The sequence below is a fragment of the Micromonospora sp. BQ32 genome, assembly GCF_059358895.1.
Genome location: NZ_JCADBI010000035.1, coordinates 1 through 16465, shown reverse-complemented (window position 1 = coordinate 16465; position 16465 = coordinate 1). Strand labels below are relative to the sequence as shown.

At 67.1% G+C, this 16465-nt stretch carries 15 protein-coding genes and 3 pseudogenes; 12 read left to right on the top strand and 6 right to left on the bottom strand.

The window, feature by feature from the left end; all coding sequences use genetic code 11:
- The 6 genes from AC5L30_RS32710 to AC5L30_RS32685 form a co-directional block, all read left to right on the top strand.
- A partial coding sequence (locus AC5L30_RS32710; protein WP_494872115.1) for a bacterial transcriptional activator domain-containing protein occupies window positions 1–411 on the top strand: 411 nt, incomplete at its 5' end.
- A 146-nt stretch (window positions 412–557) separates the two neighbouring features.
- Complete coding sequence (locus AC5L30_RS32705; RefSeq protein WP_494872113.1) at window positions 558–932, top strand: hypothetical protein; 375 nt, start codon at window positions 558–560, stop codon at window positions 930–932.
- Window positions 916–2775: a caspase, EACC1-associated type gene (locus AC5L30_RS32700; protein ID WP_494872111.1), complete on the top strand. Its 1860-nt coding sequence runs from the start codon at window positions 916–918 to the stop codon at window positions 2773–2775. Before AC5L30_RS32705 ends, AC5L30_RS32700 begins: the two co-directional genes overlap by 17 nt.
- A gap of 235 nt (window positions 2776–3010) precedes the next feature.
- Window positions 3011–3894 (top strand): IS5 family transposase gene (locus AC5L30_RS32695; protein ID WP_494872109.1). Its coding sequence is split into 2 segments (ribosomal slippage): window positions 3011–3533 and window positions 3533–3894, totalling 885 coding nucleotides; the frame shifts between segments, so codons are not numbered across the junction.
- A 44-nt stretch (window positions 3895–3938) separates the two neighbouring features.
- Window positions 3939–4370 carry an ankyrin repeat domain-containing protein gene (locus AC5L30_RS32690; RefSeq protein WP_494872108.1) on the top strand — a complete coding sequence of 144 codons (432 nt, stop codon included), beginning with the start codon at window positions 3939–3941 and terminating at the stop codon, window positions 4368–4370.
- Window positions 4371–4406: 36 nt separating this feature from the next.
- Window positions 4407–4877, top strand: a complete 471-nt coding sequence (locus AC5L30_RS32685) for a dihydrofolate reductase family protein (RefSeq protein WP_494872106.1) — start codon at window positions 4407–4409, stop codon at window positions 4875–4877.
- 136 nt (window positions 4878–5013) lie between these two features.
- On the opposite strand, the gene AC5L30_RS32680 is transcribed toward AC5L30_RS32685, so the two are convergent.
- The gene (locus tag AC5L30_RS32680; protein WP_494872105.1) at window positions 5014–5838 is read right to left on the bottom strand and encodes a hypothetical protein; all 825 of its coding nucleotides are present in this window, start codon (window positions 5836–5838) and stop codon (window positions 5014–5016) included.
- Between the two features lie 258 nt (window positions 5839–6096).
- On the opposite strand from AC5L30_RS32680, the gene AC5L30_RS32675 reads away from it, so the two are divergent.
- Entirely contained in the window at window positions 6097–7209 is a 1113-nt protein-coding gene (locus AC5L30_RS32675; protein WP_494872103.1) for a DUF2330 domain-containing protein, read from the top strand.
- A gap of 210 nt (window positions 7210–7419) precedes the next feature.
- Window positions 7420–8250, top strand: a complete 831-nt coding sequence (locus AC5L30_RS32670) for a hypothetical protein (RefSeq protein WP_494872101.1) — start codon at window positions 7420–7422, stop codon at window positions 8248–8250.
- A 286-nt stretch (window positions 8251–8536) separates the two neighbouring features.
- Here the strand turns inward: AC5L30_RS32670 and AC5L30_RS32665 are convergent.
- Both AC5L30_RS32665 and AC5L30_RS32660 read right to left on the bottom strand, forming a co-directional pair.
- Window positions 8537–9557: pseudogene (locus tag AC5L30_RS32665) on the bottom strand (hypothetical protein); the annotation flags it as partial.
- A 244-nt stretch (window positions 9558–9801) separates the two neighbouring features.
- Window positions 9802–10248, bottom strand: coding sequence for a hypothetical protein (locus AC5L30_RS32660; RefSeq protein ID WP_494872100.1), 447 nt, complete (start codon window positions 10246–10248; stop codon window positions 9802–9804).
- Window positions 10249–10513: 265 nt separating this feature from the next.
- Here AC5L30_RS32660 and AC5L30_RS32655 point away from each other — a divergent pair.
- A pseudogene (locus AC5L30_RS32655) lies at window positions 10514–10939 on the top strand (ATP-binding protein); the annotation flags it as partial.
- A gap of 337 nt (window positions 10940–11276) precedes the next feature.
- Window positions 11277–12041 carry a hypothetical protein gene (locus tag AC5L30_RS32650; protein WP_494872098.1) on the top strand — a complete coding sequence of 255 codons (765 nt, stop codon included), beginning with the start codon at window positions 11277–11279 and terminating at the stop codon, window positions 12039–12041.
- Between the two features lie 874 nt (window positions 12042–12915).
- Here the strand turns inward: AC5L30_RS32650 and AC5L30_RS32645 are convergent.
- The gene (locus AC5L30_RS32645) at window positions 12916–13452 is read right to left on the bottom strand and encodes a pyridoxamine 5'-phosphate oxidase family protein (protein WP_494872096.1); all 537 of its coding nucleotides are present in this window, start codon (window positions 13450–13452) and stop codon (window positions 12916–12918) included.
- Window positions 13453–13741: 289 nt separating this feature from the next.
- Here AC5L30_RS32645 and AC5L30_RS32640 point away from each other — a divergent pair, with 289 nt between their 5' ends.
- Window positions 13742–14620 (top strand): tyrosine-type recombinase/integrase, encoded by an 879-nt coding sequence (locus AC5L30_RS32640; protein ID WP_494872094.1) that lies wholly within the window; start codon window positions 13742–13744, stop codon window positions 14618–14620.
- Between the two features lie 367 nt (window positions 14621–14987).
- On the opposite strand, the gene AC5L30_RS32635 is transcribed toward AC5L30_RS32640, so the two are convergent.
- A complete protein-coding gene (locus AC5L30_RS32635; RefSeq protein ID WP_494872092.1) occupies window positions 14988–15524 on the bottom strand; it encodes a DinB family protein in 537 nt (178 codons plus the stop codon).
- A 455-nt stretch (window positions 15525–15979) separates the two neighbouring features.
- Window positions 15980–16357, bottom strand: coding sequence for a TetR-like C-terminal domain-containing protein (locus tag AC5L30_RS32630; protein ID WP_494872117.1), 378 nt, complete (start codon window positions 16355–16357; stop codon window positions 15980–15982).
- On the opposite strand from AC5L30_RS32630, the pseudogene AC5L30_RS32625 reads away from it, so the two are divergent.
- Window positions 16356–16465, top strand: a pseudogene (locus tag AC5L30_RS32625) (FtsK/SpoIIIE domain-containing protein); the annotation flags it as partial. The gene AC5L30_RS32630 and the pseudogene AC5L30_RS32625 overlap by 2 nt on opposite strands.

The following is a 16465-nucleotide window of genomic DNA, read 5'->3' as shown; positions in this document are numbered from 1 at the left end:
AACGTCGACCTGTGGCAGCTGCAAGCCGCCATTCACCACGCCGCCAGCGCCGTCACCAACACCACCGCTGCCTGGCAGGCCGTCGTTGACGCCTACCCCGCTGACCTCGCCGCCGGACGCATCTGGCCATGGCTCGACCCCATCCGCGAAACGACCCGCCGGCATGTCATCGACGCCTGCGCCGCCCTCGCGGACGCCGAACCTGATCCGCCGCGCCGCCTTGCCCTGCTGCAGGCGGGCCTCCGCATCGACCCATACAACGCAGACCTCCACGCCCGTGCCCACAGCGCCCTCACCACCCGCGGTGACCACGAGGCGGCCACCGAACTGCACGCCCGCTACCTGCGTCTCCTGTCGCACAGTGGGCTCGACGACCGACATCCTCGATCGCCTGTCGAACAGCACAAGTAGCACGACCGGCGCCACAGTGGTCACGGCGCTGCCGCTACAGGGTGCGCCGACGGGGTCACCCGTGTGGCAACCTTTATGCCACCACGTCGGCCGCTCCGCTGCGAACCGATGCGATCGCTGCCCGCGCGACCGGGAGGACGACACCTATGGCGGATGATTATGACCTCACCGTGCAGGTGGGGGGCGACACCGATGACGATCAGGGAGAACTGCTGGCCCTCGCCCGCCGTCTACGCGCCGAACTGCTGGACCTCGACGTCGACGCCGTCGAGCTATTGACCGACGCGAACGCCCCTGAGGGGGCCAAGGGCGTATCAGCGCTGGCAGGAATGTTGGGGGTCAGATTGGGCGCCGCCGCGCTCGCCGGCGCCTTCACCAAGATTCGAAGCTGGGTGTCTCGCAACGGCCGCAGCGTCGAGGTCACCATCGACGGCGACACCATCAAGGTCACCGGTATCACCTCCGAGCAGCAGGACCAACTGATCAACGTGTGGCTGTCCCGACATGCACCCCGCGCCTAACCTGCCCGATTCCCGACACGCGCTCGTTGTCGCTACCGCCACCTACACCGACCCCGCGTTGAGGGAACTACGAGCTCCCGCGCGGGATGCCGCCGACATCGTGGAGGTGCTCGCCGCCCCCTCCATCGGAGGGTTCACCGTCACACGGGTCCTCGACCGGCGCGAGTACGAAATCCGCCGTGCCGTCGAAGCGTTCCTCGCCCACCGGGGTGTCGACGACCTGGTTCTGATCTACCTGTCCTGCCACGGCGTGCTCGACCCCCGGGGGCGGCTGCACCTCGCCGCCACGGACACGGTCAGTACCCAACTCAGCTCCACCGCGATCGAGTCGACGTGGCTGCACGACCGGTTGGAGGAATGCCGCGCCCGTCGGCAGGTGCTAATTCTGGACTGTTGCTTCAGCGGCTCGTTCGGCCATGCCAAAGGCGGCGACCAACTTGACCTCGAGCGGCGATTCATCGGCCGCGGACGCGGCCGAGCCGTGCTCACCGCAACCCGCGCGGGAGAACCCGCCTTCGAAGGCGCTGGACTATCCGAGGCGTCCCAGCGCTCGGTGTTCACCGCCGCTCTTGTCGACGGGTTACGCACCGGGGAAGCGGACAAGGATGGCGACGGCTACATCTCCGTAGACGAGGCGTATGCCTACGCCGCCGACCAGGTGAAGGCCGCCAGCGAGGCTCAAAGTCCGCAACGTTGGCTTCACGGCGGCGAGGGCGAGATCATCCTCGCGCGCAGCCCTCGGGGGTTGACTGTTACCCCAGCAGAACTACCCGAAGCGCTTCGGCTCAGCCTTGACAGTCCCTACCCAGAGATCCGCCGCGCCGCGATCACCACTCTGAGCACCTGGCTCACCTCACCCGATCCCCGAGAAACGCTCGCGGCACAACAGACCCTTCAACTCATGGCCTCCCAGGACACTCCCTCCGTCGCCGCCTCCGCCCGCGCCCTCCTTCACCCGGAACAACCATCCCCCACGGCCGCCCCTCCTCCCACCGCAGACCGCCCCAGTCAGGACCAGGCAGCACATGCTGCTGATACCGCCCAGGCCGAAACGGTTCCGCAGCGATGCCTGCTAACAGTTCGCGTGCAATCAGGGCTGCCGTGGAAAAAGGTGGTGAGCGCGGTGGCGTTCAGCCCCGATGGCTGTCGTGTCGCCACCGTCGGCAGCGACCGGAAGGCCCGATTGTGGAACCCGGCGACCGGAGAGGCCGTCGGTCAACCTCTCACCGGCCACAGCAGGTGGGTATTCGCGGTGGCGTTCAGCCCCGACGGCCTGCTCCTGGCCACCGGCAGCGCGGACACCACCGTTCGGCTGTGGAACCCAACGACCGGTGAACCCATCGGCCAACCCCTTACCAGCCACACCGGCACCGTGAACGGGATGACATTCACACCCGACGGCGACCTCTTGATCGCCGCCGAGATCGATGGCAAGACGCTGCGGCTCTGGAATGCCAACCTGGGTCGGCCCGTCGGCCAACCCCTCACCGAGCACAGCGGCACGGTGCAGGCGGTGGCATTCAGCCCTGACGGTCGCCTCCTCGCCACCGGCCACGCGAGACGGGTGCGGTTGTGGGACGCCAACACCGGCCTGCCCGTCGGCCAACCCCTCACCGGTCACACCGGCACGGTGCACGCGGTGGCATTCAGCCCACAAAGCCACCTCCTCGCCACTGGAAGCTACGACAGGCAGGTGCGGTTGTGGGACGCCAACACCGGCCTGCCCGTCGGCCAACCCCTCACCGATCACACCGGCACGGTGCACGCGGTGGCATTCAGTCCCAACGGCAACCTGTTCGCCACCGCTGGCAACGACGGGGTACTACGACTCTGGACACAATGAGTTGTTTGCCATGCCATGATCCACCACCGATCTCGAGAGTGAGGACGGCTCTGGCGAGCTACCGTTCCCGACGCTCGCCCCCCTCCTCCGGGCACCACTTCCTTCATGGCAGCACAAGACGGACGGGTCTGGCGGTTGGCCCTGATCAGGGCCGTGGGCGTGTCAGTGATCGATACGCAGTGAGGTCTCCGGTAGATGGTTCAGCGACCAAGCAGAACCTGAAACCGGAGACCTCGTGGCCACCATACCGGTGACGAGGCGACACGACCTGACCGACGCTCAGTGGACGGCGCTTGCGCCGCTGCTGCCGAAAGGCACGAAGCCAGGTCGGCCCCCGAAGTGGAGTAAACAGCAGCTCATCGGCGGAATCCGGTGGCGGGTGCGGGTGGGCTCGCCCTGGCGGGACGTGCCGGAATGCTACGGGCCCTGGCAGACGGTCTACGGGCTGTTCCGCCGCTGGCAACGCGCCGGGGTGTGGCAGCGGATCGTCACCGGACTGCAGACCCGCGCCGACGCAGCCGGTCTGATCGGCTGGGACGTCAGCGTCGACTCGACCATCGCGCGGGCGCATCAGCAGGCCGCCGGCGCCTGGGCGCAACCCGAGCGGCAGAAGGAGCCACCCGGCGGGGTCGAGGACGAGCCCGCTGATCATGCACCGGGCCGGTCGCGGGGCGGCTGGACCACGAAGCTGCACCTGGCCTGCGAACATGGCCGCAAACCCCTCGCGATGCTGGTGACCGGCGGGCAGCGCGGCGACAGCCGCAGTTCACCCGGGTGCTGGCGCGCATCCGGGTCCCCGGCCCCGACGGCGGTCGACCCCGCACCCGACCCGACCGGGTCCTTGCCTACAGCTCCTGCGGCAATCGGGCGGAACTGCGCCGGCGTGGCATCCCGGCCACGATCCCCATCAGGATCGACCAGGCCACCAACCGGCACAAGAAGGGGTTCAAGGGCGGCCGGCCACCGACCTTCGACACTCACATCTACCGGCCGCGTCACGCCATCGAGTGCGGCATCAACCAACTCAAACGCCACCGGGCCGTGGCCACCCGGTTCGACAAACTCGCCGTGCGCTATCAGCCCACCCTCCACGTCGTCGCGATCAACGACTGGCTCTGAAGGTGCCACCCGCTGAACTGCAGGACCTGCCTACCCTGAAGACCGTGAACAAGCGGCAGCGAAAGAAACTCGCCAAGCGCCTGATGGAGGCGGTGCTCCGCGAAGACGCAGCGGTCGCCAGCGCCCTCCTGCGCGTCGAAGTGGACCCCAACGCGGCCGACTGCGAGGGCACGACCCCGCTCTACCAGGCATCCGTGCACGGCGCGGTCGATCTCGTGCGGCTTCTTCTTGCCGCCGGCGCTACGCCAGACACCGAAAGCGGGCACGGCCAGGAGGGAACGCCCCTATGCGCGGCGGCGGCCTGGGGATATACCGACGTCGTGCAAGAACTTCTCGCCCACGGCGCAGACCCGAACCTTCGCGAAGACCGAGGAGCCGGCTACTCGCCACTGGACTGGGCGCTACGAGGCGACCACTCTCAGACAGTTGATCTACTCTTGGCCGCTGGCGCCTACTCCACTGCGGCTGACATCTAAACCGCGCCCTAGACGAGTAAGTCCTACCTCCGGTTAGTGGTCGTCCTCCGCCTACGCCGTCCCCGGAATGCCTACGACTACACCCGGCCGTACTGGGACCAGATCGGAGTGACACTCGTCGGCCGCCACGTCTTCGACATGACGGACGGCTGGGACGGGAAGCCTCCGGGCGGGATCGACCACGTGGTCGTCGTAACCCACCGGCCGAAGCCCGAGGGCTGGGACCCCAAGGCGCCGTTTCACTTCGTCGACGGCGTCGAGGCAGCCGTGGCCACGGCCCAGAAGCTCGCGGGTGACCGTGTCGTCGAGGTAGCCGCTGGAGACGTCGGTGGCCAGGTGCTTGCCGCGGGCCTGGTCGACGAGGTGCGCATGGACGTCGTACCCGTTGTGTTCGGGTCCGGCAAGCGCTACTTCGGGTCGGTCGACGCGCAGCACCTGTTGGAGGATCCTGACGTGGTGATTCAGGGCAACCGGGTGCTTCACCTGCGCTATCGGGTGCGCCGTTGACGATCTGAGCGGGTACGCGAAGAAGTCCACTGCGAACGGTGACACACGATCAAGCCTCCGGCTGCGTTGCGCATCGCTGTCCCTGGTCGGCCGCCCGGACCCGACGACTGGACGCCGTGCTCAGTCCCCGGCCAGGTCAGCCGCCGCCGTCGCCGGTGACCTTGACGGCGGCACCGAGGGTCGGTGCCGCCGTCCTGGCGAGTTCGCCGGCACGGTCCAGATCCGCGCCGTCCGCCACGACGATGCTCACCGCCGAACCTGTCGCACGATCACGTCGCAGAGTCGCGCCGACGACGCGGTACCGAGCGACCACCGCGTCGTACGCAGCGATCGCCTCGGTGGGGAAACCGTCGTTGAAGTCGGTCTCGACGCGGAGCGAGGGCCGCACGCCGCGCTCGGTGCTGACCTCCAGCGAGGTCACTCTCGAGAGTGGCTGGTGCTGGTCGCCGTCTGCCATCAGATCCTTGAACACCGCCATCGCGGCGGCCTGATTGACCGCGGTGACCTTGATCTCCCAGCGGTCAATCTTTTCTTTCCAGGGCGCATCCTTGATGTCGCCGTTCACTACCCGGTCGTCGTCCGTCAGTGAGTGCCACAGCGCCAGTACCTTGCCGGCGCGGGTCTTGTCGGCGACAACGGTGAAGGTGATGCCGTCCGCCGTAATCCGGCCGGTGGTGTTGTCGTGGCCGGCGACGTACTCCCCCAGCTTGTTCGCCAGCTCGGTCACGCGGTCGGCCGAGGTGCCGTCCTTGAGGATCAGCACGCCGCTCGCCGTTCCGAGGAAGGGCAGCGTGTTGTTGTCGGTGGTGTCGATTTTGACGACGTCCGGGGTGCCGGCCCACTCTTGCTCGAAATCCGCGGCGAGTGCCGAGCCCTTGTCGATGGCGCAGCCCGTCAACGAGGTCAGGCCCAGTACGAGCGCGATGATCGGTATCGACCACCGCAGGCCGTTTCTTCCCAACGTCGTCTCCTTCAAGGGGTACCCGGCCAGGGCCGATGAGGCCCAGACCTGGGCTGTAGGGGGTCGCGGCCATCCGAAGCCTGCGGCGCTGTTCGTCGACGGTAAGCAGGTTAACCTCCTTGATCAATGCGAGGGCGCACTGGGCCTCGCGGTGTGCTGCCGAGGGTGCCCTCGCCCGGTCACGCTCCGGAGTAGACGCACACCATGCCGACGACACGACGGGAGAGTGCTGTGACAGTCCACGGAACAGGCCGGCCGGTGATCCGACCAGAGATCGCCGAGGGGGCCGACGGCCGGGCCGGAAGGCGGAACCCGACCGTGGTCGACCGCGTCCGACGGGCCGTGGCGATCGGCCGGATGGCAACCCGGATCGGGGTGGTGGCTGTGCTCGCCGTCCCGATGCTGGCAGTCGATCCCGCGACGTCCGGCGCCTGCGCCTGCGGGGCGTTCGTCGCCAACGACACGCTGCGTGCGCAGCAGGAGACCGCGCTGGTGGAGCTGACCGGACGCACCGAGTCGATCACCCTCTCGGTGCAGGCGCGTTCCGAGGCGACCCAGGCGGCGTTCCTGATGCCGGTTCCCGCCCGCGCCCGGTTCGAGGTGGCTGACGGCGCACTCTTCAGCGAGCTCGACCGGATCAGCCGCCCGGACGTCAAGGTGCGGCGCGTGCGGGTGGACGGGAACGGCGCGGGTGCACCCCCGCAGGCCGATCGGGGCGCCACCGTCGTCGACCACATCGCGATTGGGCCCTACGAGGTCGCCCAACTCGCCGGCACCGACGCCACCGCCGTGACGGGCTGGCTGGGCGACAACGACTTCACCCTGCCCGCCGCCCTCGAAGGCGCGCTCGGACCATACCTCGCGGAGGGCTGGCTCGTCGTCGCGGTGCGCCTGGCCCCGACCTCCGGCAGCCTCTCCGCCGGACTACCGCCGATGCGGTTGGAGTTCGAGACCGACACACCGGTCTACCCGATGCGACTGTCGACCACGGCCGAGGGTAGTCAGCCGCTGCGCCTGTACGTGCTGGCCGACCACCGAATGGATATCAGCAATCCGGCGCCCAAGGGCAACGCGCCCGATCTGACGTTCGCAGGCGAGGTGAAGCCGGACCCGCAATACCCGAGGCTGTCCGCAGCGTTGCTCGGCCCGCGTTTCCTGACCCGCTACGACGGGGAGTTCAGACCGGCGCAGATCACCGACGACATCCGGTTCACCCGCTCCGCGACCGACGAGCCCCACCGCGCTGTCGTGATCGTCAGGGAATACGTCCACTCGCCGTGGCCGATGCCCGCAGTGCCGCTGATCCTGCTGGGCCTGGCGCTGGTGGCCGGCGCCGTCGTGATCGTACGCCGCTGGTCGGCCCGGGCCTGACGGTGCACTCCGCGGCTGCAGCGGCGTCGGTCCGGTCGACCACTGCCCCGACCTCCTCGCGATCCGAGTCGATGACGACGGCAAGACCACGCCGGATACCGGCCGGCGTCGGGCTGCTCGGGATGCGCGAACGATTTACCGCCCTCGGCGGTCACCTTCGCACAGAACCGCGTAGCGAGGGCGGCTTCACCGTCCACGCCGGACTTTCCCGTGGAATTGCCCGGCGATCAAGGGACTCAACGACGCTCCTCGCGGGTTCAGGTTGGGTTGTCAGCCCTTGTTACGATCTTGGCCGTGCATCGCGAACCCACACCACCGGGCCGGATCCAGCCCGCCCACGGGTGGCCAGCCGACCAGCGATTCACCGGACAGCCTCCCGCCGAATTCGATGCAACCGGATTCGGCCCGGCCGGGGCGCCGCCGACCGGTTCCACCCCGTGGGCGGGGGCCTGGACGGCGGGCAAGTCGGTCAGAAGGACGGCGCTGGTGGTGCTGCTCGGCTTGGCTTTCGTCGGGCTGAACACCGCCATCGCGTACGGCACGGTCGGGTCGAAGGCGATTTCAATCGTGACGGGGCTCGCCTTCTGCCTGGTCTTCATGGTCGTCGTACGTGTGCTGCACCGAGCGATGTGGCTGTCCTTGCTCTCGTTCGTTCCCGCCCTGTTCGTACTCGTGGGATCGGTGGGACTCGCCCCCGACTTGGCGCTGGAGCAGCGCGGCGTCCGCCAGGAGGTAACCATCGTCGACGCCGAGGTCGCCGGTAAGCGGCACACTTTCGCGCTCCGGGGCGACGATGGTCCGCTCGACGAGCCACTGACCTATCAGGGCAGCAACCCCGGCTACCAAATCGGCGACACCCTAACCGTACTCACCGACCCGGACGGGGTGATCGAGCTCAAGGAGGCCGATCGGGTCGACTCCAGCGGCACCCTGGGCTCGCTGGTCCTCGGCGGCATCGGCTGGATTCTCATCGCACTGCTCGCGGGCTGGCGTGGGCACGTCCGCCGTCGGGAAGGCCGGTTCGACACCCTGGTGATATAGCGCCTGATCCAGCACGAGCGGATGAGCCGCTCCGCGCGTTCCGGAAAGGGCGAACCATTGCCAGGAAGGAGCGCACCGCGATTCTTGGATCAGCCTCTGCGACACCTCGCCGCCAATGACCGTATTGACGGATCAACCGCTTCGACGGTTACCCCACTGGCGCGGGCTCTGGACGGAGCCCCGGCCGCCGAGGTGCTGACCCTTTCCATGCGGTTGAGGCGAGGTGCTTTTGCCCTTCCCGCGGCGGGCAGCCCGATTTGCGTGAACGGCAGCCTGGTCGGTCTCAGTCATAGATGTTGGTCTCGATGTATTCCCGGCGTAGCTGACGGTGGCGAGCTTGCCTTCGGCGTCCCAGCCGAGGGTGTGGTTGTTGGCGCTAGTAACGCAGTTGTTGTTGAGGAAGTGGGCGGCGGGCCGGCAGGTAGTGTTGCCCGACTTGTCGTATTCGTATTTTTGATTAACGGTCGTCTGATTGGGATTTACGGTTTTCGTGTTGGTGACGGCGTGGGGTCGTACGACTCCCGGGCTACCGTCGGGCACGCTGTAGCTGCGTGTGGTTTTCCGCTGCTGTCGTTGCTGGTTTCGGTGCGCCGGCTGCCGGTGTCGTTGACGGTTCAGTCCTGCCAGTACGGTGCCGGTCCGCCGAGGTTGGCGAGGGCGGGATCCGTGTTGCAGGAAATCCCGGCTTTCGGGGTCCAGGCGGTCGTCAAGCGCCCCAGGGCGTCGTCGCGGAAGCATTGAGCGTCCGCGTCACCGACCTGTGGGGTATCAGTGATCGACTCAAGGTTGCCGGCGTCCTGGTACGTGTACTGGCGGTTCGAGACGGTGCCGGCGACAGTCGACCGTTCGATGGTGGTTCGATTGACGCGGCGGGTCGCCTCGTCCCGGTAGACGGTCTCTTGTGTGTAGGTGCTGATCCCGGGGACCGTGTAGATCGAGCCTTTACGTTCGCCGTACGCGGTGTAGGTGGCGGTCGCTATGGTGCCCACGAAGCCGGTGAGGCTGGTGACCAGGCGGACCGGCATGCCGGTCGTGGCGTCGTAGTCGGTGGTCAGTTGCTCGTTGACCAGGCCGCCGCCGGCCGGGTACGCGATCGTCGTGGGGGCGCCGGTGTACTGGGAGTAGCCGTAGCCATAGACGTAGGTGACGCCGAGCCCGGCGACGATCGATATCGCGTAGTTGACGCCGGTCGGTTGGTAGCGCTCGTTGAAGTTGCGGACCTGCCACTTGTAGGCGCTGGCGGTGCCGGCGGAGTCGTAGTCGTAGCGGATCTTCTGGGTCAGCTGCCCTTTGAATCTGCTGTTCGACTCGCCGTAGAGGGTCCGGCACGTTGCGTGAACGGGCATCCAACTGCGTGCTACGGAGACGTCATTGATCGACGCGGACCTGGTGCTCCTCCAGGGTTTCTGGGCGTCGCCCGCCACCTGGGACCAGGTGGCCCGGGTGCAGGCCGACCTGGATCTGCGGGGCCTGCGCGTCCACCGGTTCCGGTACGAGTCGCCGAAGCTGAGCGATAGTCGTCCTTATCGTCACCACAGAGTCGCTTCACAACTATCGCTGATCTCTCTGCTTCAGCAGGGCAGCTACACGGATCGAGGGTGCGGCCAGATCGGGGGTCTGACTCGGACTTTCGATTCGACCAGGCTGATAGGTCATCAACTCTGCCTGGTGCAGGGCCCAGAGGGGCACGGTGCCGGCGAGGTGTTCGGCTCGTAGAGCGGGCCCGATGAGCTGCCGGGTGGCTACCGGCTCACCGGCTACACGGTAGTGCTTGTCAAAGTTCTGGTCGCCGGTGGCGGGCCCGGCGTCGCCGAACAGGACTTGACCAATTCGGGAGACGGTGGTGCGCCGCTGTACAGCGATCGTCGGATGAGGTTCGTCGAGGTGGACCAGCACCACGACGTAAGGGTGGCTGTGACTGGACGTGTTGGTGGTCGTGCCGCCCATTCCGTCGCCGTTGGTGGAGGTGTGGACCGTCGGTGTAGGAATATTCAGCAACGCTGACCCGGTAGCCGCCAATCGCACCGAACAGGGCTAGGGAGACACCACGTCGGTTACGGCCCGGTAGTCGGCTACCCCAGTCGACGTTCGGTGACGGAACGAAGGTCCAATCGTGCTGCTTGGCCCACTGTTGGAGCACATCACGCCGGTCTCGGTCGCGCCTGCGGGTGACCGCGGTCAACCCCACGAGCGACCCCACAAGGGTGAGAAGCAGGGCGCAGCCGAGTACCGCGAGAACCGCTACACCTTCCATAGGTGAGTCAACGGCGGCGGGCGACATATCCGCGCAGCCCGCTTCCCGGCCCGCAAGAGCCTGGAGGAGTTCGACTTCGAGCACCAACGCTCCCTCAAACGGGAGACCATCGGACACCTCGGAACCCTGGACTTCGTGGCATCGGAAGAGAACGTCGTCTTCCTCGGCCCGCCCGGTACCGGCAAAACCCACCTGTCCATCGGCCTCGGGATCCGGGCCTGCCAGGCCGGACATCGCGTCGCGTTCGCCACCGCCGCCCAATGGGTGTCCCGCCTCGCCGACGCCCACCACGCCGGGCGCCTGCAAGACGAACTGGTCAAACTCGGCCGGATCCCGCTGCTGATCGTCGACGAGGTCGGCTACATTCCCTTCGAAGCCGAAGCCGCGAACCTGTTCTTCCAACTGGTCTCCAACCGCTACGAACGCGCCAGCCTCGGAGGGGTCAACTTTCAGCCGGCGTTGACACGAATGACCGCTCCCAAGCTGACCGCCTGGCTCGAGCCGGGGCTCGGGCGTCAAACGGTGCAAGGTGTGCGAGCCTCGCTGCCCGGCGCGTACGCCTCGGAGGCGTCGGACGTCGAAGCCACCGCTCGTGTATAGCCAGAACCTGCGCAGCAGTTATTCGTAGCGGCCGATGGCCGCCGCCGCGGTCGCCAGACGTCCTGCCGAGACAGCCGACGTCGTTCCTCCTCGGGTCGGACTGGGCCGGCGGGGTGTCGTCTTGCTGTCCGTCCGATGGACTCTCGATCCGTCATCTTCCACTGTGTGGAGCATGGCCGATGGCGATTACGGAGACGATCCCGTGATGGAGACTGCCGAATCTCAGGAGTCCGGCGGCTCCATCTTCGACGATCTGCGCTGGCTCCGGCATGCCCATGCCGGTTCAGGTGGGGGTACGGGTTCTGGCGGGTCGCACGCCCACGACACGGTGTTCCTGGTCGACTCGTCCGGCCATGTGGTGGGGACCGCGCATCACAACCCCGAGACGGGCATGCTGGAGACCGACGCCAGGGAGACGATGACGATTTACCGGACTTCCCATCCGGACATCGTTCCGTTCGCACCTGCCACCGTTCCCGCGGACCTACCCATAGCGCAGCAGGCCGAGGCTCCCAAACACCACCCTGAGCCGGTCGCGCAGCCGCAGGAGCCGGTCGAGGAGACACCAACCACCGATGTCGTCGATCCCAGTGTTTTCCTCTTTCGGGCCACGGGGGAGAACTGGCAGGAGACCGGCTGCGTGAGAGCGGTGGTCTTCCACCACGGCGGCTCGGCCTTCGCCCCGCCGATGGAGATCGTGGTGGGCGTGAACATCGGAGTGCCGCGGCGACTTCGCGACGGTACGCCGGTGACCTGGCAGGAGGCTCAGATCGACTCCGGGGTTGCCGCGCAGGGCGCCGCCGACAAGATTAAGGCACTGCTGAACACCCACGCGATCGTCCCGTCCCAGGTGCAGCCACTGTTCGCCGGGTACATGGGCGGAGCGCTGATGGCCCACGGGATCGGATACCGCCTCAATCAGTGCTGGCCTGGCTGAGCTGCGCGGCCAATTCCGGGCGCGGCGCACCGCCCCGCAGGTTGGTGGTGCCGGCTTTGGGCGCGGCCGGAGGCTCGGACGAGGGCGCGGTGGTACCACCGAACGGCCCTCCGCTTGGCGACATCAAGCGACCGGAGAACGCGGAGGCGTGTACGTGTCGCCACCGCACCCGTAGCGGGCCGCTTCATCCACCCACCCGCTGAACCGCGTCTTCAACCAGTTCCCGCGACTCCACGTCGCCCAACGCGAATGCGACCACCATCGGGTCGAAATCCATTGCGATGGCCTCGTCGCTCCAGCCGGGACTCGTACCCGACATGCGCTCCAGAACTGGACGACCAGCAGTAGCCCGGGTAGTTGCGCTGCCCCCGGTACGACGGAAACGACCGCACCGGCGACAGCCGCTCGAACGGCACCTCCGCGCTTCACCCATCGTCCGACGGACCTCATCGCCGTCGGGACCGGCGTACGCGACTTCGAACCCTGCCGGAGGGACCACCCGGGAACCGGCAATGGACCGCAGGCGCTTCGCCAACCCTGGCCTCCTCACGACGTCGCTTGCGCTGGCCCCATGGCGGGCAGGTCCCTGTCGCCGAACGGAGCCCAGTCTCCGTACCAGTGGAGGCCAAAAGGATGATCTAGGTGTGAGGGCTGGCATCTCAAACGGCGGCAGTAGCGCGCGCCTTTCCGCACACCTCCAGGAGCGGCAGGCCGGCCGCGTACCGCCGGAAGAAACCGGCGGTCGGGGTGTCCGCCGTCGCGACGGTGTCCGGAGTGCCTTCCGCGACCACCGCGCCCCCGTTCGGACCGGCTCCCGGCCGCCTCACCAGATCTCTCATCACGTGGCTGGTCCCGATGCGGCCCGTGCTGCGGATCAGGACTGGGACGCCGCAGTGAGCTTCGCGATGTCGGGGGCGTAGACGGTCATCCAGTGCGGATGTAGCCGGTAGTAGACCACGTCGTTTTCCCAGTCGAAGAAGTCGTCGCCGTCGCCGTAGAAGTCCTTGAAGTACGCGAGCAAGTCGGGCCAGTCCGCGGCCGGCTCGCCGTCCTGGGGGTTGAGGATCTCCACCTTGCCGTGCGTGAACACGCCTAGGTCCTCACCGCGCATATGCGCGGCGCTGACGGCGGGCCGCGCCGCGAGATGGCGCGCCTTGGCGGCGTTGCGCGCCGTGCCAAAATGCCACTTCCCGTGCAGGAAGTGCCCGTCCACACCGCTGATCCGTGGCTCGCCCTTGGCCGTCACGGTGGACAGGGCGAGGGTGCGCATGCCGGTGAGGACCTGGGTGAGCTGCTCCGCGGTCAGTGTGCTTTCAGCCTTGATGATCGAGCGGAGGTGCGAGGTGGAGCGGGAGAGGGAGGCGTCAAGGAGGGCCTGAAGCTCTTGGAGATCTTCTGAAGTTTCGCGCACGGAGGTCCTTATCTATTCCATATGTGTCCGTGGTGCCCAGTCCGCGCCATCGACGCCGACCGGTGGAGCCATACTCGACCCAAAGTCTGACACCTTGTGTCATATTTTCTTCCTCTGTCTCGCGGACATCACCGCCCCGGTAATCATCGCAGGATGCCCGGCCATGGATCCCCTGACGGGACGCCAGCGCAGACGCCGATGGCGAGTCCCACACCACCTACCAAGATCCACTATTTGGCCCCTGGTGTCGCCGTTCTTACCAACATCCCAGTAACGCCCGTGCACCAAGATGGCCAGTGAGGTTCATCGGCCGCATTGCTCTGACCCGCACCCTGAGGCCGCTTGGTGCGATCGCGGTGATGACCAAGGGAAGAAGCCAGTCCCAGAGCAGCACCGCCCAGCAGGTGATCGACTCCGGCAGGACCTGGAGCAGTTACGCGACACCGGCCGGCTTCATAGACCCCGCCGCACGGTCGTCGCCCTCACCGACGAGAATCTCCAGGCCGTCCGCACGGCTATCCGTGACTGGCAGCGACCGATCCCCGGCAAGCCCGGATCACGGCACAGCGGCGACCTGGCGGACGTCGTCGACCTGATGCTGGCCACCGGCGCCCGCATCGGCGAGGTCCTCGCCCTGCGATGGGAGGACCTCGACCTCGTCGCCGAACGCCCCACCCTGACGATCTGCGGCACGCTCGTCTTCGTCAAAGGCCAGGGCTTCTTCCGCCAACCCTGGACCAAGAGCGACGCCGGCTGGCGAATGGTCGTGCTGCCCCGGTTCGCCGTCGGCATGATCATGGCCCGCAAACTCGTCGCCGCCGACAACCCCCACGACGCAATCTTCGCCTCCCGACGCGGCACCTGGCTCTCGCCCAACAACGTCCGCCGCCAGTGGCGTGAGGCCCGCGCCGACACCGACCTCGCCTGGGTCACCCCCCCCCCCACACACACACACACCTTCCGCAAGACCGTCACCACCCTCATCAAGGAAGAGACCGACACGAAAAGCGCCGCAGCACAGCTGGGACACTCCAGCGAGGAGGTCACCGCCACGTACTACATCGCCAAGCCCGCCCAAGCCCCGGACGTTTCGGACATCCTCGAGCGACTCGGCGCCGACCGCGGGCGACGTCCCACACCCGCATTGCCCAACGATGCGCGGGGATGACGAACCTGGTCGCCGACCCCGGTAAATGGAGGTTTTCGGGGGCGGTTCAAAACCCCATAGGCAAACTTAAAGCCCTGACCAGCGTTTCCGCTGGTCAGGGCTTTTTCTCTGTCGGGACGGCCGGATTCGAACCGACGACCCTTGACCCCCAGGCGACCAACACGGCCCTCCGAACTGCCCTGAAGCATCGGCTGAACTGCTGAGACGATCTGACTTCGTCCTGACGCGTCCACGGGTGTCCGTCGTGATCGTCACCCAGTTTGTCACTCACTGGCTCCGGGCCGCCCCAGTTCTGCTTCACCGCCGTTCCTCACGGTGAGGTTGCGTCCTGACGGCGGTCCTTATGCTGACCCACCGCCCCGGTTGGTCAGAGGCCGGTTCGCCCGTCGATGCACTCGCGCAGGAGGTCGGCGTGGCCAGCGTGCCGCGCATACTCCTCGATCACGTGGACAAGCACGTCGCGCGTGGCGTGGCTGCCACCGTCGACCGGCACCTCGCGGCCCAGGTCGGCCTCCTCGAGGGCGTCGAGCCATTCGTCCGCCTTGGCGATCTCGGCCTTCCAGGTTGCAAAGGCGTCCTTCACCACCGCTGGGTCGGGGACCTCGTCCCCGAAGTCCCAATCCGGGTTGTCCTCCTTGTAAAGGCACAGTGCGTCAGTTCGCCCTTGCAGCACGCGCTGGAACCAGTGGTTCTCCATCTGAGCCAGGTGGCGGACCAGGCCGAGCAAACTCAGGGTGCTGGGCGGTACCGAGCGTCGGCCGAGCTGCTCGGCGTCCAGTCCGCCGCACTTCATCTCTATGGTCAGACGGTAGTTGCCGAGGTACTCCCGGTAGGTCGCCTTTTCGCCGACGGGCTGACCGAAGGTCCTGGGGTCGTCCTCGGGGGCGGTCCACAGTCTGCTCACGGCGCCACCCAATCGTGGGCGAACCGCACCGGTCAAGTGAGTTGCGGTGCCCCAACCTCGAGGGCCGCCACGAGGAAATTCGATCGCCGCTGGCTCATCGGCTAGAAGCGAATGTTGCCGCATCCGCGTCTTCGGCCGGAGGTTCACGATCGTTAGCCAGCGGATAGGGGACCGCGTAACGCATCAACCGGAGCCCGACAGACTGTCGGGCTCCACTTGATCCATTACACATCGGCTTCACTTGAAGGGTGACAGTCGATCGACTCTCCCGGGCTCGGCTGTCACAGTGCGTAACCGGCGTGCCGCCTTCGCTGGGGCGTCCGATCCTCGCTGCCGGTCAAGACGCGCGGTCAGCGGCATGAGCGTGCATTCGAAACGACGGTTTGCAGCATCGCGATGATGCGTTTCGTGATGGATTGCTTCTGCCCGCCGGTGTTTGGCGCGGCGGGCTGTCGTCAGGTGTTGTCCGCTCTGTCTAGGGCTAGCGCTACCGATGCCTGGGCTTGCTCGAGTGTGTCGCCGGCTCCAACCGCAAGGTCCCGTAGGTACTGGCGGAACTCGTCATCAGACGGGTGGTTTGAGGTGAGGTAGCCGGCGAGTTCGAGGCTGACTAGTCCGTGCAGCTGACACCACATGCGCCGGGTGATGGAGCAGGGGTCTAAGCCGGCCGCCACGACCGCCAACGGCAGCAAGCCCGCGGCTTCGTCTGCGTCGTCCGTCGAGGACGACGACACCTCCGACTGGATCTGACCCCACCCATTCCGGACGCGAGGAGCCATGGCGGCTCGTTCGTGTGGCTCCTCGCGCCCACAACGCCCAGGAGGGCACCTCATGACCACCACGATCCCCACCACCGCCGACGCGGTGCCGGTGGGTCCTGGCCTGTCGATGTTCGACCCGATCTTCATCGGGATCGACGAGTTCGGCCAACCCGTCTACCT